The organism is Thermus thermamylovorans, assembly GCF_004307015.1.
GTDB classification, from domain to species: domain Bacteria; phylum Deinococcota; class Deinococci; order Deinococcales; family Thermaceae; genus Thermus; species Thermus thermamylovorans.
The window spans coordinates 59,723-79,182 of the sequence record NZ_SIJL01000003.1 but is presented as its reverse complement, the minus strand read 5'-3'; the positions used below and the strand labels follow the sequence as shown (position 1 = coordinate 79,182).

Here is a 19,460-nt window from a genome sequence, read left to right as displayed (position 1 = left end):
GACTGCCCCCGTGGCGGTTTCGCCGGAGGAGAAGGCCAAGCGGGTGCGGCGTCTCTTTGCCGAGATCGCCCCCCGGTACGACCTCCTGAACCGGCTCCTTTCCTTCGGGGCCGACCAGGGCTGGCGCCGCCGGGCGGTGCGCCTGGCCCTGGAGAGGCATCCCCGGCGCCTCCTGGACCTGGCCACGGGCACGGGGGACCTGGCCCTCCTCCTGAAGGAGGCCGCCCCCTGGGCGGAGGTGGTGGGGGCGGACTTCGCCCCCCCCATGCTGGAGCTTGCCCGCAAGAAGGCGTGGGAGCGGGGCTTGGAGGTGCGCTTCCTGGAGGCGGACGCCCTGGCCCTCCCCTTCCCCGAGGCCGCCTTCGACGCCATCACCATCGCCTTCGGCTTCCGCAACTTCGCCGACTACGGGAAGGCCCTCCAGGAGCTCCACCGGGTCCTGGCCCCGGGGGGCAGGCTGGTGGTCCTGGAGTTTCCCCCGCCCCCCAAAGGGGCCTTCGGCCTGGTCTACCGCCTCTACTTCCAGAGGCTGCTCCCCCTCCTCGGGGGGCTCATCTCCGGGAGCTTCCGCGCCTACCGCTACCTGCCGGAGAGCGTGGAGGCCTTCCCCCCCCCTGAGGCCCTGAAGGCCCTCATGGAGGGGGCGGGGTTTGGGGTGCGCTACGAGCTTCTCACCTTCGGGGTGGCGGCCATCCACGTGGGGGACAAGGCCTAAGGGCCTGCGTGGGCAAAGGCTCAGGGGGCTTGCCCGCGGGCTTTCCGGGGCATGGGCCACGACGGGGTGCTCAAATCCCCCAGGCGGCCTGGGCCAGGGCCTCGTCCGAGGGCAGCTGACCCTCCTTGAGGCTTCGCACCAGGAGGAGGCACATCCGCCCCAGGGCGTCCCGCACCGCCCGCCACTCCTCCAGGGGTTTTCCCGTGGGGTCGGGGAAGGCCACGTGGCGCTTCGCCGTCCGGGCAGGATAGGCGGGGCAGGCTTCCTTGGCGGCGTCGCACACCGTGAGGACCAGGCCGAAGTTCCAGGGGTCGGGGACCTCGAGGAGGGTCTTGGAGCGGTGCCCCTCCAGGGAAAGCCCCACCTCGGCCATGGCCCGCTTGGCCTCCTCCTTCACAAAGGCCTTCTCCGTGCCCGCGGAGTGGACCTCGAGGTCCACCCCAAGCTCCCGGGCGAAGTGCCTGAGCCAGGCCTCCGCCATCTGGCTGCGGGCGGAGTTGTGGGTGCAGAGGACGAGGAGGCGCATCCTTTCAGACCCTAGCTCCCACAGGTCAGGAACGCGTCAAGGGTACCCCGTGCTGGCCCATGCCCCGACCGGGGCCCTCAGGCCAGGCGCCTTTCCAGCTCCTCCACCTTTTCCGCCAGCACCTTGAGCCCTTTCCGCCAGAAGTCCAAGCTTTCCAGGTCGAAGCCGAAGCGGGCGGCGAGCGCCCTGGCGGGGTGCATGCCGCTAGCGGCCAGAAGCTCCTCGTAGCGCCGGGCGAAGGCGGGGTCCTCCTTGGCCTCCCCGTAAACCGCCAGGCCGAAGAGGAGGCCGAAGGTGTAGGGGTAGTTGTAGAAGTCCGCCCCGTAGTAGTGCCCCTTCACCGCCCACATGTAGGGGTGGCGGCTGGCGAGGGCCTCCCCGTAGGCCTCCTCCTGGGCCTTGAGCATCAGCTCCTGGAACTCCCTGGGGGAGAGCTCCCGCCCCTTGCGCCGCTGGAACACCCAGGACTCGAAGAGGAAGCGGCTATGGATGTCCACCACCACCTGGGCCGCCCCTTGCAGGTAGCCGTCCAGGATCTGGAGGCCCTCCTCGGGGGAGGCCTCCTGGAGGGCCGCCTCCACCACCAGGGTCTCGTTCATGATGCTGGCGGTCTCCGCCAGGGTCATGGGCACCTCCCGCAAGGAGGCGGGGACCTCCCGCAGGGCGAAGTTGTGGTAGGCGTGGCCCAGCTCGTGGGCCAGGGTGGAGACCGACTCGAAGCTCTCCTCGTAGTTGGCGAGGATCAGGCTCTTGCCCCCGCCCCGGGGCATGCAGTAGGCCCCGCCCACCTTGCCCTTCCTGGGGAGGAGGTCCATCCAGCGCTCCCCAAAGGCCTTCTCCGCCACCTGGGCGGCGTTGGGGACCAGGGTGGCGAGTTTGCCTCGGATGAAATCCCGGGCCTCCTCCAAGCCCCACCGCCGCCCCTGGCCGATGGGGGCGAAGAGGTCCCACCAGTCCAGGCGTTCCTTGCCCAGGGCCTTGGCCTTCAGGTGGAAATAGCGGCGGAAGAGGGGAAGGCTTTCCCGCACCGCCTCCTGCAGGGCGAGGAGGGCCCTCTTGGTGATGCGGTTCCGGTGGAGGCTGGGTTCCAGGTCGTCCCGGTAGCCCCGCCTGCGGTTCAGGACCGAGGCCTCCCCCTTCACCCCGTTCAGGGCGTAGGCCAGGGGCACCTCGTGCCGCTCCCAGGCCAGGAGCTCCGCCTCGTAGGCCCGCTTGCGCACCCCCTCCTCGGGGTGGAAGTAGAGGTTGCGCACCTTGCTGATGGGCATCTCCTCCCCGTCCACGGAGGCGGTGATCTGGCTGGTGAGGTTCTCGTGGAGCTTGTCCCAGGCCCGGCGCCCGGAGAGGGAGAGCTCCGCCGCCAGGACCTCCTCCCCCTCGGGCATCATGTGGAGCGCTTCCTCCTTGGCTTCCTCCACCAGGAGGCGGTAGGGGCCGGCCTCCTCCGGGTCCTGCCGGGCCAGGTAGCGGGTGAGGCGGGGCTTTAGGCGCTGGAAGTCCAGGAAGAGCACCTCCAGCTCGGAGAGCTTGGCCAGGGCGGCCTCGTCGGCGGTGTTGGCGCTGAAGCGGGCGTAGAGGTAGGCCCAAAGGGGGGTGGCCTCCTCCCAAAGGGCGTCCAGGGCGGAGAGGACCTGGGGGAGGGGCGCCTCTTGCTCCAGCAGGCTCCTCAGGTCGCCGATGCGCCCCCGGAGGCTCTCCCAGGCGGCGCGAAACTCGGGGCTTTCCAGGCCGGGGAAGAGGGGGGTGAGGTCCCAGGTGGTCTCCATGGGGCCACTATACCTGACCCCTGGGTCAGCCCCTGGTATACTCGGACCCCGTGGAGGGTTTCCCCGTGTCCGTGCCCGTGCAGGTGCGCTTCCGCGACCTGGACGCCTTAGGCCACGTGAACAACGCCGTCTACCTCACCTACTTCGAGGTGGCCCGCTCCGCCTACTTCGCCCGGCTGGAGCCGGACTGGGTGGCGCAGGGCCACTTCCTCCTGGCCCGGGCGGAGGTGGACTTCAGGAGGCCCGTCCACCTGGAAGACCGGGTGGAGGTGGGGGTCAGGGTGGTGCGCCTGGGGCGGAGCAGCTTCGACATGGAGTACCTGCTCCTGGCCAACGGGGAAGAGGCCGCCCGGGGGAGGACGGTCCAGGTCTGGCTGGAAGGAGGGCGCCCCGCCCCTCTGCCGGAGGCCATGAGGCGCCGCATAGAGGAGCTCGAGGGACGCCCCCTAGCCCTTTAGGGCCACCACCGTGACCCCGTGCCCCCCCTCGTGGGGGGGCGCGTCGGCGAAGCCCTCCACCCGCCGGTCCCGCCGGAGGGCCTCCCGGATGGCCTGCCTCAGGGCCCCCGTGCCCTTGCCGTGGAGGAGGCGCAAGGAGGCGAGGCCCAGGGCCCGGGCCTCCTCCAGGGCGCTGTCCACCTCCAAGAGGGCCTCCTCCACGGTGAGGCCCCTTAGGTCCACCTCCCTCCCCTCCCGCCGGGGCCTGGGGGCGAGGGCCCTTTGCGCCTCCTGGGCCTGGGCGGGCCTGAGCTCCTTGGCCTTCACCGTCATCCGCACCGGGCCCACCTGGACCAAGGCCTCCTCCCCCCGGAGCTCCAAAATCCGCCCCTGGCGGCCCAGGGAGGCCACCTCCACCGCCTGCCCCGGGCTCAGGCCCGGGGGGGGAGGGGGCGGGGCGGCCTTCTTGGCGTAGCGCTCCTTGAGGGCCAAAAGCTCCCTGAGGGCGTCCTTCTTGGCCCCCGCCTTGGCCTTTTCCTTCAGGGCCTTGAGCTCGGCCTCCACCTGGAGGAGCCTTTGCCGCACCTCCGCCTCCAGGGCCCGCATCCTTTCCGCCCGCTCCTCCTCGTAGCGGGCCTCCCGGGCCTCGAGGCGCTTCCTGAGGGCCTCCGCCCGCTCAAGCTCCGCCCCGAGCTTCCGCCTTTCCTCCTCCAGGGCGAGCCTTTCCGCCTCCAGCCGCTCCAGGAGGGCTTCCAGCCTGCCCCCCTCCGGCAGAAGCCCTTCCGCCCGCCCTAGCACGCCCTCCGGCAGGGCGAGCCTCCGGGCGATGGCCAGGGCGTAGCTCCGCCCCGGCACCCCCAGGACGAGCTCATAGGTGGGACGAAGGGCTTCCAGGTCAAAGCGCATGGAGGCGTTCCCGATGCCTTCCCTCCCCTGGGCGAAGGCCTTCAGGGGGGAGAGGTGGGTGGTGACCATCCCCTTCACCCCCCGCTCCAGGAGGGCCTCCAGGATGGCCTGGGAAAGCGCCGCCCCCTCCTCGGGGTCGGTGCCGCTCCCCAGCTCGTCGACGAGGACCAGGCTTCGGGGCGTGGCCTCCTCCAGCATCTCCTTGAGGCGGCGGAGGTGGCCGGCGAAGGTGGAGAGGCTTTCTTGCAGGGACTGCTCGTCCCCGATGTCGGCAAAGACCCGGTCGGGCCAGGCCAGGAGGGCCCGCTTGGCCCCCACGAAGAGGCCGGACTGGGCCATGAGGACCGCCAGGCCCAGGGTCTTGAGGAGGGCGGTCTTGCCCCCCATGTTGGGGCCGGAGAGGAGGAGGATGCGCCTCGCTTCGTCCAGGGCAAAGGAGTTCTTGACCGGGTTCGGGATGAGGGGGTGGAAGGCCTCCTCCAGGGCGTAGCGCTCCCCGAAGCGGGGGCGGGTGAGGCCCAGGTCCCGGGCCAGGGCCGCCTGGGCCTGGAGGAGGTCCAGGAGGGCCAGGGCCTCCAGGGTGCCCGGCACCCCAGGGTCCCCGGCCAGCCCCTCCGAGAGCTCCCAGAGGATCCGGTTCACCTCCTCCTCCTCCCGGAGGCGCAGGGCCTGGAGGCGGTTGTTGAGCTTCACCACGGCGAGGGGCTCGAGGAAGAGGGTGGCCCCGGACTCGGACTCGTCCAGGAGGAGGCCCGGCACCTTGTGGGCCATCCCCGCCTTGACGGGCACGCAGTAGCGCTCGCGCCTTAAGGTGACGAAGCGGTCCTGGAAGGCCTCCCGGTGCCGGTCCATGAGGGCATAGAGGCGGTCCAGGATCTCCTGGCGGAGGGGCCTTAATTCCCGGCGGATCTGGGCCAGGCGGGGGCTCGCCTCGTCCCGCACCGCCCCCTCCTCGTCCAGGGCCTTCTTGACCCGCGCCAGGAAGGCGCCGTGGTCCCCAATCCCTTCCGCCACCCCGCTCAGGGCGTTTTGCAGGGGCAAAAGCTCCGCCTTAAGGGCCTTGGCCTCCTCCAGGGCCCTGGCCGCCTTCAGGAGTTCGGGGCCCGTGAGCCTCTTCCCGGCCCTGGCCCCTTCGTAGGCCTCCCGCAAGGCCCCCGCCTCGGGGAGGGCGTAGGGGTAGGCCAGGGCTTCCTGGGTGAGCTGGTGGCGCCTTTCCGCCTCCTCCCGGGAGAGGGGGGCGAGGGAAAGGGCCAGCTCCCGGCCCAAGGGGGTCCTGGCCCTCCCTGCCAGGAGGGCGCGGACCCTGGGGAACTCCAGGACCTCGAGGACGTCCCGCACAAAGGAAGAGTATAGCCCGCAAGGGCCTGGGGGAGGAGGCCGCCGGGAGGGGCCCCGCGCCCCAGGCCTCCGGTGGGGCCCTCAGCCGGCGGGCCGGAAGAGGAGGTACTGGCCCTCCACCTCCCCCGCCACCTCCTCCTCCCGCAGGAGGTCCACCCCCCTGGGGAGCCTTAGGCGGGCCCCCTCCTTGGCGAAGAGGGCCCAGACTTCCTCCCCCCGGTACCGCCTCCGGAAGGCCAGCACCCCCTCCGGGGCCTTCAGGGGCAAAAGGCTTCCCCGGCGCAGGGCAGGGTGGGTCTTCTTGAGGCGCGCCAGGCGCTTCACAAACCCCAACACCTCCCGGTTCCAAAGGGCCTCGTCCCAAGGGAAGGGGGCCCGGCAGTAGGGGTCTCCCTGCCACAGGGTGTAGGGGTTGGGTTGGGAGAGGCCCACTTCGTCCCCGTAGTAGAGGGCCGGGCTCCCGGGAAAGGCGAAGAGGAGGGCGTAGGCGAGCTTGTAGAGCTCCAGGTCGCCCCGAAGCCGCCACAGGGCCCGGGGGATGTCGTGGGAGGAGACGAAGGTGTACATGGCGTGGCGCACCTGCAGGGGCAGGGCCCGGTAGTGGTCCCAGAGCACCTCCCAGGCTTCCCCCGCGCTCAAGGCCGCTTCCCGCCCGTGCACGTCCCGCCCGGAGAGCCAGGCCATCACCGGGTGGGCGAAGCCCGCGTAGTGCATGGCCCCGTCCAGGGTGTGGGCCCTGAGGGTGGGGGTGGCGTCGTAGGAGAGCTCCCCGATCACCAGAGCGTCGGGCCTTGCCTCCTTGGCCGCCCGGGCCAGGGCCCGGAGCCAGCGGGCGTTTTTGCGGTTGGTCCCCCCTTCCCCGAGGGAATGGGCCACGTCCAGCCGCCATCCGTGGGCTAGGCGCATCCAGTAGCGGATGGGCGCGTCCTTGCCGAAGACGAAGCGCTCCTGGGTGAGGGGGGAGGCGTAGTCCAGCTTGGGCATGGACCGGACCCCCCAGAAGCTCTCGTAGCTCCCGTCGGGGCGGAAGGTGAACATGCCCCTCTCCGGGCTCTTTGGGTCCCTCAGGGCCCTTTGGAACCAGGAGTGGGTGGCCCCCACGTGGTTGAAAACCCCGTCCAAAACGAGCCTCATCCCCCGGGCCACAAGGGCCTGGTAAAGCGCCTCCAGGGCCTCCTCCCCTCCCAGGTGGGGGTCCACCCGCAGGTAGTCCTCCGTGTCGTAGCGGTGGCTGGAGGGGCTTTGGAAGATGGGGGTAAGGTAGAGGACCTCCACCCCCAGGGCCTCCAGATGGGGGAGGGCCTCGAGGACGCCAAAGAGGTCCCCCCCGTAGAACTCAAAGGCCCCCTCGAGGCCCAGGGGCTCGTGCCAGGCCTTCTTGCGGATGGGCCTTCCCCCGTAGCGCCATTCCCCATCTTTAGGGGCCAGCTCCGGGCGCCCCATCCGGAAGCGGTCGGGGAAGATCTGGTAGTAGACCGCCCCCAGGGCCCATTCCGGCGGATTCGGCCCCGCCAGGAGGTGGAAGAAGCGGTCGTACCGGGGAAGGGTCTTCTCCAGGCCGTGGCTGCCCAGGAAGCCCTCGGGGAGGCGGAAGGCGTAGCGAAAGGGGCTCGTGTGCGCGAAGACGCGCACCCTTAGGCCCCCTTCCGCCCTTTCCATGGGTTTTTGGTGGATTTCCCCGTCCTTTTCGTAGAGGAGAAGCCCCTCCCTGGCCTCGGTTTCCAGGAAGAGGACCACCTCCTCCCCCAGCCCGGGAAAGGGGGGGTCCACGTGCTCCAGGTCGTGGCGGTTCATTCCTTCACCGCCCCCGCGGTGTAACCGGAGACGAAGTAGCGCTGGAAGCCGTAGAAGAGGAGAAGGATGGGTAGGGAGCCCAGGACGCTGGCCGCGGCGAAGACCCCCCAGACGGTCTGGAACTGGCCGGTGGTGAAGCTCCTTAGGCCCACCCCCACGTTCCAGCTCTCCACCCCGGTGAGGACCAGGTTGGCCAGGATGAACTCCGAGTAGGTGCCCACGAACTGGAGGAGGAAGATGAAGACGAACATGGGGGCGGAAAGGGGGAGGAGGATCTTGGTGAAGACCTGCCACCTCGTGGCCCCGTCCACCATGGCCGCCTCCTCGAGGCTCGGGCTGATGCTCTCCAGGTACCCCTTGTACACCCAGGTGCCGAAGCTCACCACCCCCCCGGAGTAGGCCAGGATGAGGCCGGTGAAGGTGTTGAGGAGGTCCAGGAAGGAGAGGAGGTAGAAGATGGCCACCAGGGCCAGGAAGCCGGGGAACATCTGCACGAAGATGAAGAAGAGCAGCATGGGGTAGCGCCCGGGCAGGTGGCGGAAGCGGGCGAAGGCGTAGCCCGCGGTGGCGGTGAGGAGGACGGCCAGAAGCCCCGTCACCCCGGAGATGAGGAGGGTGTTGCGCACCCAGAGGAAGAAGCGGCTCTCCGTGGTGGTGCCGGTGAACTGGCTGGGGGAGAGGAGGAGGACCACGGCGAAGAGGCTCAGGGCCAGGAGGAGGAGGAGGCGGTTCTGCCACAGGTCCACCCAGTCCTCCGGGGGCAGGAGGCGGCGGAGGAGGCCCAGGCCCATCACCCCCAGGAGGGCCAGGCCCGCCAGGAGGAGGAGGGCCACCTGGTAGGGGTAGAGGACCACCCCCTCCACCAGGCGGGCGTAGTTCTCCAGGGAGGGCTCGGGGAGGTAGGGGATCACCCGGGCGTCCAGGAGGAGGAAGCCCGTCTCGGGGCGGCGGAAGCTGAAGAGGTTGTTGGTGGGGTCGAAGCTGGCCGCCACCACCTGGACCACGGGGTAGTAGACCAGGAGGATGAGGACCCAGAGGAAGAGGTGGGTCACCCCCTGCCCGAAGAGGGGCCAGGGGCTCCGCCGCCTCCCCGTCCGCCGGTTGCTCCAGGCGGTGTAGAGGAGGCTGTAGAGGAGCACCAGGAGGACGAGCCCCAGGAGGATCCCCAGGGCGTAGGCCCAACCGTAGGGCACGAAGACGCTGCCGAAGGCGGGCTGGCGGCGGTAGGAGGCCTCGTCCAGGAGGCGGTGGACCGCGAACCAGTAAAGCCCGTAGCCGCCAAGCCCCAAAAGGCCGAGGGAAAGAAGCCGCCCGAGCATCTAGCGCACCTCCCGCAGGACGCCGGTGACCCGGAAGTTGAAGAGGCTGATGCCCACGGTCACCAGGAAGATGAGGAGGCTGATGGCCGCCCCCAGGCCGTAGGCCATCTGCCCCTCGGCGCTGAAGGCGGTCTTGTAGGCCCAGGAGATGAGGATGTCCGTGGCCTGGACCGTGGCCATCCGCCCCTCCTGGGGGGGGCCCCCGCCGGTGAGGAGGAAGATGATCATGAAGTTGTTGAAGTTGAAGGCGAAGGAGGAGAGGAGGATGGGGAGCATGGGGGGGTAGAGGAGGGGGAGGGTGATCCCCTTGAGGGCCTGCCAGGGGCTCGCCCCGTCCACCCTGGCCGCCTCGTAGAGCTCGTCGGGGATGGTGGAAAGGGCCCCCAGGGCGGCGGTCATCATGAAGGGGAAGCCCAGCCAGAGGTTCACCAGGAGGACGGCCACCTTGGCCCAGTCGGGGTCGGTGAGCCAGGGGATGGGGTAGATCCCCAGGATCCCCAGGAGGCGGTTGATGGCCCCGAAGTTGTAGTTGAGGAGGGCCACCCAGACCTGGATGGTGATCACCCCGGGGAGGGCCCAGGAGACGATGAGGAGGGTGCGGTAGAGGTTGCGCAGCTTCAGGGCCTTGTTGTTGAGGATGAGGGCCAGGAGCACCCCCAAAAGGGCGTTCAGGGCCACGGTCAGGGTGGCGAAGGCCACGTTCCAGGCGAAGACGGGCAGGAGGGCCCGGCTGGCCTGGGAGAGGATGAAGGCGAAGTTGCCCAGGCCGATGAAGCGGTACTCGTTGATCCGGGTGGCGAACTCCACCCCGAAGGGGGGCGTGCGGTCCAGGAGGACCTCCCGCCCCTCGGCCTCCAGGATGCGGGCCCGCATCCGGTGCCCCTCCGCGTAGAGCTCCAGGAGGAGCCCGGTGCAGTCCTGGCAGCGGAAGGCCTGGCCCACCTCCGCCTCCAGCTGGAGGCGGGCCCCCTCCTGGGCCACCACCGCGGTCTGGGTGGTGCGGTCAGGGGCCCCGCTGCGGGCCCCCGAGTAGTCGGTGAAGGCCAGGTAGACGGTGAGGCCGATGGGGTAGAGGGTGAAGACCAGGAGGAAGGCCAGGGCGGGGAAGAAGTAGTACCAGTCGGCGAGCCAGGGGAAAAGCCGCCCCAGGAGGACCGCTCCCGGCAGGAGGACCAGGAGGGCCAGGACCAGGACCGTCCACCCCGGGGGGGCCAGGTAAGCCTGGAGGGCGAGGTAGCCGAAGAGGCCCACCCCCGTGGCCAGGAGGAGGAGGCCCAGGAGGAGGGCCAGGGCCAGGAGGAAGCCGCGCAGGCCGGGTGGGTGTCTCATGGCGCAAAGGGGGCCCCCCACGGACATTGGGGGTGCCGTGGGGGGCGGGGAGTCATGGGCCTACTGCCCCAGGGCCCGCCGGATCTCCGCGGTCATGTCCTCCAGGATCCGGCGCAGGTTGCTGTCGGGCCGCTGGATGGCCAGGTTGATGGCGTTGCTCCAGGGGCCCCAGACCTTGCCCATCTCGGGGATGTTGGGCATGGGGGCGCCTTGGGCGAAGACCCGGGAGAAGCCCGCCACCACCGGGTCGCCCGCCAACTGGCGTACCGCGCTCTGGGAAACGGGGATGCGTCCGCCCGCCTGGTTGAAGGCCACCAGGTTGCGCCCCGTGACCAGGGTCTTGGCGAAGTTGGCGGCGGCGGTTTTGTTGCGGGAGTAGGCGTTCAGGGCCACCCCCTGTACCCCCAGGAAGGGCCCCCAGGGGGCCCGGGCCCCCGGCGGGGTGGGGAAGGGGGCGATGCCGAAGTCGATCCCCGCCCGCTTGTAGTCCCCCAGGGCCCAGGGACCGTTGAGGATCATGGCCAGGGCCCCGTCCTTGAAGGCCCCGTCGGCCACCCCGTAGTCCACCCCTTCGGGCACCAGGTTGTGGCGGAAGCGGAGGTCGCGGATGAAGGCCAAGGCCCTCTCCCCCACCTCGCCCCCGAGGAGGAGCCTGGAGGGGTCCAGGTTCCCCTGGGCGTCCCGGGCGAAGACGTTCTCCGCCCCGAAGGCCCGGAAGAAGCCGAAGTTGAAGTAGGGGTCGCCGATGTTGTAGAGGAAGCCGAAGGAGCGGCCCGTGGTGTGCTGCCGGGCCAGGGCCAGGAACTCGTCCCAGTTCCTGGGGGCCTCGCGCACGTAGCGGCGGTTGTGGATGAGGGCCACGCTCTCCGCGTAGGCGGGGAGGCCGAAGAGGCGCCCCCGGAAGGTGAAGGCCTGCACCGCCACCCGCTGGAGGTCCGCCAGGTAGTCCTGGGTCACGTAGCGCTCCATGGGCTCCAGCACCCCGGCCTGGGCCATCTCCCCCACCCAGTCGTGGGGGATGGTGACCAGGAGGTCCGGGCCCTGGCCCTGGGGGGCGGAGAGGATGAACTTCTGCTTGATCTCCCCGAAGGGGACCTCCACCACCTCCACCCGCACCCCCTGGGTGCGCTCAAAGGTCCGGGCCTGCTCCCTGAGCCACTCCAGCTCCGGGCCGCCGAAGTGGGTCCAGACGGTGATCCTCCCCTGGGCGAGGGCCAGGGGAAGCGCTAGGAAGAGCATCACCAGCGCGCTTCTCATAGTCCACCTCCAGGCGCGTGGTAGCGTTTCCGCTTTACGGCTTTTACCCGCGCCCTGCGCTCCAAGCATACTACTTCCCGAAAGGACACAAGTCCCTAAGGCGAGGTCCCTTCGCCGCGGGTCGGGGCCAGGATGCCCACTCCGCCGGGGTGTGGTCGGCAAAGGGCCCTCGCCGGCGCTGGGCTTTAAGTACCCCCTTTTGGCGCAAGCCAAGAAGGGAGCCTCGAGGGGCTAGGGACACGCCCCACCTTCCGGACGGGGAGTCTGGGGCGCTTGGCCAAGGGGCAAGGCGGATTAAAGGAAATCATTCCAGCTTGGAGACCTCCCGTGGGGGAGGCCCGTGGGCGTAGGCCTCGAGGAGGGCCCGGAGGGCCCGGCCCCGGTGGGAGTGGCGGGCTTTCTCCTCCAGGCTCATCTCGGCAAAGGTCTTGTCCGCCTCGGGCACGTAGAAGAGGGGGTCGTAGCCGAAGCCTCCCTCGCCCCGGGGGGCCTCCAGGATATACCCCTCCACGCTCCCCTCGTAGGCCTCCGCGTGCCCGTCGGGGTAGGCCAGGACCAGGACGGCCACGAAGCGGGCCCGGCGCCCCTCCCCCTCGAGGTGGCGCATCCTTTCCAGGAGGTAGACGTTCCGCTCCCGGTCGGTCGCCCTTCCCCCGTAGCGGGCGGAGTAGACCCCGGGCTCCCCCCCCAGGGCGTAGACCTCCAGGCCCGAGTCGTCGGCCAGGGCGGGAAGCCCTGTGGCCTTGGCCGCATAGGCCGCCTTGAGGAGGGCGTTTTCCAGGAAGGTGGCCCCCTCCTCCTTGGGCAGGCGCAAGGGGAAGTCGGCCAGGGAAAGGAGGGTCCAGCCCAGGGGGGCGAGGCCCGCCTTAAGCTCCCGCACCTTGCCGGGGTTGGCGGTGGCCAGGACCAGGCGCATCCCCTCTTAGGATACTCCCTTCAGGACCTGGGCCACCTCTTCCGGGCTGTCCAGGAGGGTGAGGAGGGTCAGGTCCTGGGGGTCGATGGCCCCCCGGTCCTTCAGGAAGCCCATCCAGGAGAGGAGGCCCTCCCAGTAGCCCCGGTCCAGGGCGAAGACGGGAAAGGGGTGGACCTTTTGCGTCTGGATGAGGACCAGGACCTCGGCGAGCTCGTCCAGGGTGCCCAGGCCCCCGGGCAGAAAGACGAAGGCGTGGGCGTAGCGCACAAAGAGCACCTTGCGCACGAAGAAGTAGCGCAGGGAGAGGGCGTGGGTCTGGTAGGGGTTGGGCCTTTGCTCGTGTGGGAGTTCGATGTTCAGGCCTACGCTCACCCCGCCCGCCTCGAAGGCCCCCCGGTTCACCGCCTCCATCACCCCTGGCCCCCCACCCGTGACCACCCCGAAGCCCGCCCGGGCCAGGGCCCGGCCCAGGCGGTAGCCCAGCCCGTAGGCGGGGTGGCCCTCCCCGAAGCGGGCGGAGCCGAAGACGGAGACCAGGGGCGCCCGGATCTGGGAGAGGACCTCAAAGCCCTCCACGAACTCCGCCAGGATGCGGAAAAGCCGCCAGGCGTCCTCGTGGTGGAGCTGGTCGATGAGGGGTTTTGCGTCCATGCCCCTTTCTACCACCTCCCCCGTCCCTGGGCGGCCCGGGAGGGGGGCATCCCTCCCCTTGCCGCGCGGGGTCAGAGCTCCTCCAGGCTCACCCGGCGGAGCTCCCCCACCTCTACCCCAAGCCGCCCGGCCAGGTTCCGGTAGCTCCCGGGGTCCCCGGTGACGAAGTGCACCACCCGGCCCCTGCCCTCGGGGTTCAGAAGCCCCTCCCGGGCCAGCACCCCTGCCACCTTGGCCGCGGTGGCCTCGGCGGAGTCGATGAGCCGCACCCCGGGGAGGACCTGCTCCAGGGTGCCCTTGAGGAAGGGGTAGTGGGTGCAGCCCAGGAGGAGGGCCTCGAGGTCCCCTGGCGCCTCCTCCAGGTAGTGCCGGGCCACGAGGAGGGCCACGGGGTCGTCCCAGAGCCCCTCCTCCACCAGGGGGACGAAGAGGGGGCAGGCCCTGGCCCAGGCCAGGTCCAGGTGGCGCTCGTAGGCCCGGCTCGCCACCGTGGCCTCCGTGCCGATGAGGCCCACCTTGCGGTAGGCCCGGGCCACCTCCGCCGCGGGCTCCAGCACCCCGAAGACGGGCACCGAGAGGTCTTCCGCCAGATCCGGCAACGCCGCGGAGCTGGCGGTGTTGCAGGCCACCACGATGGCCTTCACCCCCTGCCGGAGGAGGAAGCCCGCGATCTCCCAGGCGAAGCGGCGCACCATGGGAAGGGGCTTGCCCCCGTAGGGTACCCGGGCCGTGTCCCCGAAGTAGAGGAAGTCCTCCCGGGGAAGGGCCTTCCTTAGGGCGGCCAGGACGGTGAGCCCCCCCACCCCCGAGTCGAAGACGCCGATGGGCCTCCTGGGGTCTTTCACGAGCCGCCATCATACCTGGACGGCAAGGGGGGGGTGCTATACTATCAGGGTTGCCCCGGCGGGGGGCGCGAAGGAGGTGCGAAGTTGCGGCTGGTCACGGCGGAATCGGTCACGGAAGGGCACCCGGACAAGCTCGCGGACCGGATCTCCGACGCCATCCTGGACGCCCTCATCGCCCAGGACAAGAAGGCCCGGGTGGCGGCGGAGACCCTGGTCACCACCGGGCTCGTCTTCGTGGCCGGGGAGATCACCACCGAAGGCTATGTGGACATCCCCGGCCTGGTGCGCAAGACGGTCAGGGAAGTGGGCTACACCCGGGCCAAGTACGGCTTCGACGCCGACACCTGCGCCGTCCTCACCGCCATCGACGAGCAGTCCCCGGACATCGCGGGGGGGGTCAACCTCTCCTACGAGTGGCGGGTCCTCAAGTCCACCGACCCCCTGGACCGCACGGGCGCCGGGGACCAGGGCCTCATGTTCGGCTACGCCACCGACGAGACCCCCGAGCTCATGCCCCTGCCCATCACCCTGGCCCACCGCCTCACCATGCGCCTGGCGGAGGTGCGCAAGACCGGGCTTCTGCCCTACCTTCGCCCCGACGGCAAGGCCCAGGTCACCGTGGTCTACGAGGGGGACCGGCCCCTCTACGTGAAGACGGTGGTGGTCTCCGCCCAGCACTCCCCCGAGGTGGAGCAGGAGCAGCTCCGGGAGGACCTCATCCGCGAGGTGGTCCGCCAGGCCATCCCCCCGGAGTACCTGAAGGAGGGGGAGACGGAGTACCTCATCAACCCCTCGGGCCGCTTCATCCTGGGGGGGCCCCACGCGGACACCGGGCTTACGGGGCGCAAGATCGTCGTGGACACCTACGGGGGGGCGGTGCCCCACGGGGGCGGGGCCTTCAGCGGCAAGGACCCCACCAAGGTGGACCGCTCCGCCAGTTACTACGCCCGCTACATGGCCAAGAACTTGGTGGCGGCGGGGCTGGCCCGGAGGGCTTTGGTGGAGCTGGCCTACGCCATCGGCAAGGCCAGGCCCGTCTCCTTGCGGGTGGAAACCTACAGCACCGGCCTCCTCCCCGACGAGCGGCTGGCGGAGATCGCCCGGAGGGTCTTTGACCCCAGGCCCCTGGCCATCATCGAGGAGCTGGACCTCCTCCGCCCCATCTACACCCCGACGAGCGCCTACGGCCACTTCGGCCGCGCGGGCTTCCCCTGGGAGGAGACGGACCGGGTGGAGGCCCTCAGGCGGGAGGCCGGGCTCTGAGGCCCCCCCTCGCGGCGCAAGCGGGCGCTTAGCCCGCCTCCACCCGGTTCTTCCCCCGGCGCTTGGCCCGGTACATGGCCTCGTCCGCCCGCTTGAGGAGGGAGAGGGAGGAGTCCTCCGGACGGGCCTGGGCCACCCCGAAGCTGGCGGAAAGGCGCTCCACCGGGGGGACCCTTAGGGTGGCCACCGCCTGGCGGAGCCTCTGCGCCAGGCCCAGGGCCTGGGCCAGGGAGGTTTCCGGCAGGAGGACGGCGAACTCCTCCCCCCCCAGGCGGACCACCCGGTCGCTCTGGCGCACGTGGGCCTCGAGGGTAGCCGCCACGGCCTTGAGCACCCGGTCCCCTGCCTCGTGGCCGTAGGCGTCGTTCACCCCCTTGAAGCCGTCCAGGTCCAGGACCACCAGGGAAAGGGGGCGGCCGTAGCGGCGCACCCGGAAAAGCTCCCGCTCCAGGGCCTGCTCCAGGTAGCGCCGGTTCCGGAGGCCGGTGAGGAAGTCGGTGTGGGCGTCCCGCCGGGCCTCCACGTAGCCCTCCCTGACCCGCACCAGCAGGTAGAGGAGGCCCAGGTAGGCCAGGTTGGACCCGAAGAACTGCACCAGGGCGTTGAGGTGGGCGGGAAGGAAGGGGTTCTTGAGGCCGCCCAGGAAGGCCAGGAGGAGGAGGGCGAGGAGGTAGAGAAGGGCCAGGCGCACCGCCCGGCGCGCCTGGAAGAAGAGGAAGCCGCTGAAAAAGACGAAGGGCACCCAGAAGGCGGCCGGGGACAGGCCCATGGGGTTGGGGTCCAGGAGGAGCTGGTACCCCAGGGTGCTGAGGAGGTAAAGGGCCACCAGGCCGTGGGCGGCGGGCAGGGCCCAGGAGGCGGTCCGGGGGGAGCGCCAAAGGGCTAGGGCCAGGCCCAGAAAGCCCGGGGCCATGAGGGGGAGGAAGAGGCGGTCCACAGGGTCCAGCCGCACCCGGCTGGAGGCCCAGAGGGCCACGGAGGCCGCCAGGGCCCCCAGGGCAAGCAGCCAAAGGGCTATCCGCCGCCGCAAGGGGTCCAGGGGGTCCGGGAGCTCCAGGGTGGGGCGCAAGCTGGCCTCAGTATAGCGGTGCCGGGACCAGGCCGTATCCCCACGATGGCCGGCCTGCCCTTGACGGGGCCTGAACGCCCGCCACCCCCAAGGGGCCGGGGGTCGGCGCGGAGAAGGGTATCAGTCCTCCAGGTAGGTGTACCCCTGCAGCTCCCGGGCGTACCGCTCCAGGAAGGCCCCCTTCTCCGCGGGGGAGAGGCGGCTTTGCCGCACCAGGCGCTCCACCCCCAGGAAGAGCTCCCGGGGGGTGAAGCCCATCTTCTCGATCACCCGCTCCGCGGTCTCCCCGGGCACGAAGCGCTCGATGGCGAACCCCTCCCCGTCCACCGCCACGTGGGCCTCCCCCACCTGGCCGAAGAGGTTGTGGCTGGAGCCCAGCACGTCCTGGTAGGCTCCCACCAGGAAAACCCCCAGGTAGTAGGCCTCCCCGGGGCGGATGGGGTGGACGGGGAGGCTTTGGCGCACGTCGTGCAGGTCGATGAAGCGGTCGATCTTCCCGTCGGAGTCGCAGGAGATGTCCACCAGGGTGGCCCGGCGGGTGGGGGGCTCGTGGAGGCGGCTCAAGGGCACGATGGGGAAGAGCTGGTGGATGGCCCAGGCGTCGGGGAGGCTTTGGAAGATGGAGAAGTTGCACACCAGCTTGTCGGCCAGGAGCTTCTCCAGGTCCTCGAACTCGTCCGGCGCGTAGGGCAGCTCCCGGACGATGGCGTCCACCCTGCGGGCGATGCGGTAGAAGATCTCCTCCGCCAGGGCGCGGTCCTTGAGGGACACCAGGCCCAGGTCGTAGAGGGTCTGCAGGGTCTCCTTGTCGGCGAAGGCGTCGTGGTAGACCTCGCGGAAGTTCTTGGGGGTGAGGCTTTGCAAGCCCTCCCAGAGCTCCTGCACCAGGGGGTGGGCGCCCTCCGGAGGGGGTTCGGGCCGTCCCTCCCCTGGGGGGGTGATGACGTCGATCACCTCCAGGACCAGGACCTGGTGGTAGGCGGTCACCGCCCGGCCCGACTCGGTGACCAGGGTGGGGTGGGGCTCCCCCTGGGCCTCCACCACCTCCTTGGTCACGTAGACCAGGTCCTCCGCGTACTCGGGAAGGGTGTAGTTGGCGGAGGCGTAGAAGTTGGTCTTGGACCCGTCGTAGTCCACCGCCAGCCCCCCGCCCAGGTTGAGGTACCGGATGGGCGCCCCCAGCTTCCTGAGCTGCACGTAGGTCTGGGCCGCCTCCCGCACCATGGCCTTGATGCGGCGGATGTCCGTCACCTGGCTGCCGATGTGGGCGTGGACCAGGACCAGGGCCTCCAGGAGGCCTGCCTCCTTGAGGACCTCCACCGCCCGCACGATCTCCGGGGTGGTGAGGCCGAACTTGGCGCTTTCCCCCCCGCTGGCCTCCCACTGCCCCGCTCCCTTGGCCTTCAGCTTGTAGCGGAGGCCCAGTTGGGGGCGCACCCCGAGCTCCTGGGAGATGCGCAGCACCCGGGGGAGCTCGGCGAACTTCTCCAGGGTGATGACCACGTTCCTTCCCAGCTTGCGCCCGGTGAGGGCCAGGCGGATGAAGTCGTCGTCCTTGAAGCCGTTGGTGGTGATGAGGGCCTCGGGGGAGAGGTCCTGGGCCAGGATGAGGGCCAGCTCCGCCTTGCTCCCCGCCTCGAGGCCGTACCCGTAGGGCTTCCCCGCCCGCGCCACCGTCTCCAGCACCAGGCGGCGCTGGTTCACCTTCACCGGGTAGACCCCGCGATACCCCCCCTTGTAGCCGTACTTTTCCATGGCCCGCCGGAAGGCCTCGTTCAGCTCCCGCACCCGGGCCTCCAGGATCTGGGGGAAGCGGAGCACGAGGGGCAGGGGCCTGCCCTCGTCCCTCAGGGCCTCCACGATCTCCAGGAGGGAGGCGGCGGGCCCCTCCGGGCCCAAGGGGGTCACCTCCAGCTCCCCGTCCCGCCCCACCCGGAAGAACCCCGCCCCCCAGTAGGGCACCAGGTAGATCTCCTCTGCTTCCTTGGGGGAAAAGCGCCTGGCGGTCTTCAAGGCTAGCCCTCCGCGCCGACCCGCCGGGGCCGGCCTCCGCTACGAGTGTAGGGCGGAAGGGCTCCCTTGTGAAGGCTCAGGCTCCCCCTCCTCCGGGGGAGCGGTAGAGGTAGCCCTCCCCCGCCTCCCGCACCTCCTCGGGGTCCACCAGGTAGAGGAAGGGCCCCCCCGCCTCGTTCACCAGGGCGTACCCCCGCTCCCGGAGGAGGGGCTTGAGGGCCGCTTCCGCCTGGAAGGCCAGGGCCACGGGGCCCACCTCCTCCAGGATCCCTTCCAGGAGGTCCAGCCACAGGGCCAAGGCCCCCGGGTCCACCCCCTCCGGCACCTGAAGGCGCACCGCCCCCGCCTTGGGGCCGAAGAGGCGGAAGCGCCGGAGGAAGCGCCTCAGGACGCGCCGCTCCTCCCCGGAGGGGAGGAAGGTGAGGTGCCGGTGGCCGTGGACGCTGAAGCGGAACCCCTCCGGGGCCAGGGCCCGGAGGCGGCCGATGGTCCGGGGGTCCCCCACCCGGTGCCACCAGGAGAGCTCCACCGTGGGGAAGGCCTGGCGGTAGGCCCGGAAGCCCCCGGGGTAGCCCCGGTACCCCCTGAGCCCCTGGAGGAGCATCCCCTTCCCCCTAGAGCCAGGCCTCGAGGAAGGCCCGGCCCATCCGGGCCATCAGGGGGGTGATGGCGTGCCCCGCCCCCTCCTCCACGAAGCGGGCCAGGCGCCCCTCGGGGTAGTGGGGTCTCAGGGCCGCCACCGTCCTTTCCATGCGGGCCAGGGGCACGATCAGGTCCCCCGTGCCGTGGAGGTGGAGGAGGGGCACCCCCCCGTAGGCCTCCCCCCGGAGGGCGGGGGGCTCCCGGTAGAGGGCCTGGACCTCCGGGTCTTCCACCCTTTGCCCCTGGGGGAGCTTCATGGGAAAGCCGCTCCCGATATAGGCCAAGGCCGCCTGGGGCCGGAAGCCCCGGGAGAGGAGGAGGTGGACGGCGAAGGCCCCCAGGCTCCCCCCCGCCAGGAAGAGGGGGAGGCCCAAGCGCGCCCTGGCCTCCTGGGCGACCGCCTGGGCTTCCTGGGCAAAGCGCAAGGCCACCTGGTACACCTCCTCCACGTAGCGGGGGCTTTTGGAGGAGGGGGGTGGCCCCCCCCGTTCCCCGTGCCGGGGGGCGTCGAAGGCCAGGAGGAAAAACCCGGCCTCGGCGTAGCCCGGCAGGAGGGTGAGGATGTGTTCCTTGGCGCCCTGGAGGCCGTGGAGGGCCAGGAGGAGGGCCTTGGGTCTATCGGGGATCCGGGCCAGGACGGGCAGTCCGGCGAGTGCGAGGCGTTCTTCGCGCAT

The 19,460-nt window shown here is 70.6% G+C and carries 17 protein-coding genes; 3 read left to right on the top strand and 14 right to left on the bottom strand.

Annotated elements, in window-relative coordinates; all coding sequences use genetic code 11:
* The first annotated feature begins 10 nt into the window (after positions 1 to 10).
* Positions 11 to 715, top strand: coding sequence for a bifunctional demethylmenaquinone methyltransferase/2-methoxy-6-polyprenyl-1,4-benzoquinol methylase UbiE (ubiE, locus tag ETP66_RS03385; RefSeq protein WP_130840625.1), 705 nt, complete (start codon positions 11 to 13; stop codon positions 713 to 715).
* Positions 716 to 785: 70 nt separating this feature from the next.
* Here the strand turns inward: ubiE and ETP66_RS03380 are convergent, their stop codons facing one another.
* Together ETP66_RS03380 and ETP66_RS03375 are read right to left on the bottom strand one after the other, a co-directional pair.
* Complete coding sequence (locus ETP66_RS03380) at positions 786 to 1,241, bottom strand: arsenate reductase ArsC (protein ID WP_130840624.1); 456 nt, start codon at positions 1,239 to 1,241, stop codon at positions 786 to 788.
* Positions 1,242 to 1,318: 77 nt separating this feature from the next.
* Positions 1,319 to 3,007, bottom strand: coding sequence for a M3 family oligoendopeptidase (locus ETP66_RS03375; protein WP_130840622.1), 1,689 nt, complete (start codon positions 3,005 to 3,007; stop codon positions 1,319 to 1,321).
* A gap of 50 nt (positions 3,008 to 3,057) precedes the next feature.
* On the opposite strand from ETP66_RS03375, the gene ETP66_RS03370 reads away from it, so the two are divergent.
* Positions 3,058 to 3,465: an acyl-CoA thioesterase gene (locus ETP66_RS03370; RefSeq protein ID WP_130840620.1), complete on the top strand. Its 408-nt coding sequence runs from the start codon at positions 3,058 to 3,060 to the stop codon at positions 3,463 to 3,465.
* On the opposite strand, the gene ETP66_RS03365 is transcribed toward ETP66_RS03370, so the two are convergent.
* The 8 genes from ETP66_RS03365 to murI form a co-directional block, all read right to left on the bottom strand.
* A complete protein-coding gene (locus ETP66_RS03365) occupies positions 3,454 to 5,688 on the bottom strand; it encodes an endonuclease MutS2 (protein ID WP_130840618.1) in 2,235 nt (744 codons plus the stop codon). The genes ETP66_RS03370 and ETP66_RS03365 overlap by 12 nt on opposite strands.
* Before the next feature lie 81 nt (positions 5,689 to 5,769).
* Positions 5,770 to 7,482, bottom strand: coding sequence for a glycoside hydrolase family 13 protein (locus ETP66_RS03360; RefSeq protein ID WP_201738459.1), 1,713 nt, complete (start codon positions 7,480 to 7,482; stop codon positions 5,770 to 5,772).
* Positions 7,479 to 8,801, bottom strand: a complete 1,323-nt coding sequence (locus ETP66_RS03355) for a sugar ABC transporter permease (RefSeq protein WP_130840616.1) — start codon at positions 8,799 to 8,801, stop codon at positions 7,479 to 7,481. Before ETP66_RS03355 ends, ETP66_RS03360 begins: the two co-directional genes overlap by 4 nt.
* Positions 8,802 to 10,130: an ABC transporter permease subunit gene (locus tag ETP66_RS03350; RefSeq protein WP_130840614.1), complete on the bottom strand. Its 1,329-nt coding sequence runs from the start codon at positions 10,128 to 10,130 to the stop codon at positions 8,802 to 8,804.
* A gap of 60 nt (positions 10,131 to 10,190) precedes the next feature.
* Positions 10,191 to 11,387: a sugar ABC transporter substrate-binding protein gene (locus ETP66_RS03345; protein ID WP_130840612.1), complete on the bottom strand. Its 1,197-nt coding sequence runs from the start codon at positions 11,385 to 11,387 to the stop codon at positions 10,191 to 10,193.
* Between the two features lie 304 nt (positions 11,388 to 11,691).
* Complete coding sequence (gene rdgB, locus ETP66_RS03340; RefSeq protein WP_130840610.1) at positions 11,692 to 12,303, bottom strand: RdgB/HAM1 family non-canonical purine NTP pyrophosphatase; 612 nt, start codon at positions 12,301 to 12,303, stop codon at positions 11,692 to 11,694.
* Positions 12,304 to 12,309: 6 nt separating this feature from the next.
* Positions 12,310 to 12,954, bottom strand: coding sequence for an LOG family protein (locus ETP66_RS03335; RefSeq protein WP_130840608.1), 645 nt, complete (start codon positions 12,952 to 12,954; stop codon positions 12,310 to 12,312).
* A 71-nt stretch (positions 12,955 to 13,025) separates the two neighbouring features.
* Positions 13,026 to 13,799 carry a glutamate racemase gene (gene murI, locus ETP66_RS03330; RefSeq protein ID WP_130840606.1) on the bottom strand — a complete coding sequence of 258 codons (774 nt, stop codon included), beginning with the start codon at positions 13,797 to 13,799 and terminating at the stop codon, positions 13,026 to 13,028.
* Positions 13,800 to 13,883: 84 nt separating this feature from the next.
* On the opposite strand from murI, the gene metK reads away from it, so the two are divergent.
* Complete coding sequence (metK, locus tag ETP66_RS03325) at positions 13,884 to 15,062, top strand: methionine adenosyltransferase (protein WP_130840604.1); 1,179 nt, start codon at positions 13,884 to 13,886, stop codon at positions 15,060 to 15,062.
* A gap of 28 nt (positions 15,063 to 15,090) precedes the next feature.
* Here metK and ETP66_RS03320 read toward each other — a convergent pair whose 3' ends face one another.
* From ETP66_RS03320 to ETP66_RS03305, 4 genes are all read right to left on the bottom strand, one after another.
* Positions 15,091 to 16,131 carry a GGDEF domain-containing protein gene (locus tag ETP66_RS03320; protein ID WP_130840603.1) on the bottom strand — a complete coding sequence of 347 codons (1,041 nt, stop codon included), beginning with the start codon at positions 16,129 to 16,131 and terminating at the stop codon, positions 15,091 to 15,093.
* Positions 16,132 to 16,251: 120 nt separating this feature from the next.
* Positions 16,252 to 18,144: a biosynthetic arginine decarboxylase gene (gene speA, locus ETP66_RS03315; protein ID WP_130840601.1), complete on the bottom strand. Its 1,893-nt coding sequence runs from the start codon at positions 18,142 to 18,144 to the stop codon at positions 16,252 to 16,254.
* A gap of 76 nt (positions 18,145 to 18,220) precedes the next feature.
* Positions 18,221 to 18,748, bottom strand: a complete 528-nt coding sequence (locus tag ETP66_RS03310) for a DUF72 domain-containing protein (protein ID WP_130840599.1) — start codon at positions 18,746 to 18,748, stop codon at positions 18,221 to 18,223.
* A 10-nt stretch (positions 18,749 to 18,758) separates the two neighbouring features.
* Positions 18,759 to 19,460: an alpha/beta hydrolase gene (locus ETP66_RS03305; protein ID WP_130840597.1), complete on the bottom strand. Its 702-nt coding sequence runs from the start codon at positions 19,458 to 19,460 to the stop codon at positions 18,759 to 18,761.

What these genes read in the sequence shown, in the direction of transcription:
- ETP66_RS03380 (WP_130840624.1), bottom strand. Translation starts at nt 1,241, where the DNA reads ATGCGCCTCCTCGTCCTCTGCACCCACAACTCCGCCCGCAGCCAGATG.
- ETP66_RS03375 (WP_130840622.1), bottom strand. Translation starts at nt 3,007, where the DNA reads ATGGAGACCACCTGGGACCTCACCCCCCTCTTCCCCGGCCTGGAAAGC.
- ETP66_RS03360 (WP_201738459.1), bottom strand. Translation starts at nt 7,482, where the DNA reads ATGAACCGCCACGACCTGGAGCACGTGGACCCCCCCTTTCCCGGGCTG.
- ETP66_RS03355 (WP_130840616.1), bottom strand. Translation starts at nt 8,801, where the DNA reads ATGCTCGGGCGGCTTCTTTCCCTCGGCCTTTTGGGGCTTGGCGGCTAC.
- ETP66_RS03350 (WP_130840614.1), bottom strand. Translation starts at nt 10,130, where the DNA reads ATGAGACACCCACCCGGCCTGCGCGGCTTCCTCCTGGCCCTGGCCCTC.
- ETP66_RS03345 (WP_130840612.1), bottom strand. Translation starts at nt 11,387, where the DNA reads ATGAGAAGCGCGCTGGTGATGCTCTTCCTAGCGCTTCCCCTGGCCCTC.
- rdgB (WP_130840610.1), bottom strand. Translation starts at nt 12,303, where the DNA reads ATGCGCCTGGTCCTGGCCACCGCCAACCCCGGCAAGGTGCGGGAGCTT.
- ETP66_RS03335 (WP_130840608.1), bottom strand. Translation starts at nt 12,954, where the DNA reads ATGGACGCAAAACCCCTCATCGACCAGCTCCACCACGAGGACGCCTGG.
- ETP66_RS03310 (WP_130840599.1), bottom strand. Translation starts at nt 18,748, where the DNA reads ATGCTCCTCCAGGGGCTCAGGGGGTACCGGGGCTACCCCGGGGGCTTC.
- ETP66_RS03305 (WP_130840597.1), bottom strand. Translation starts at nt 19,460, where the DNA reads ATGCGCGAAGAACGCCTCGCACTCGCCGGACTGCCCGTCCTGGCCCGG.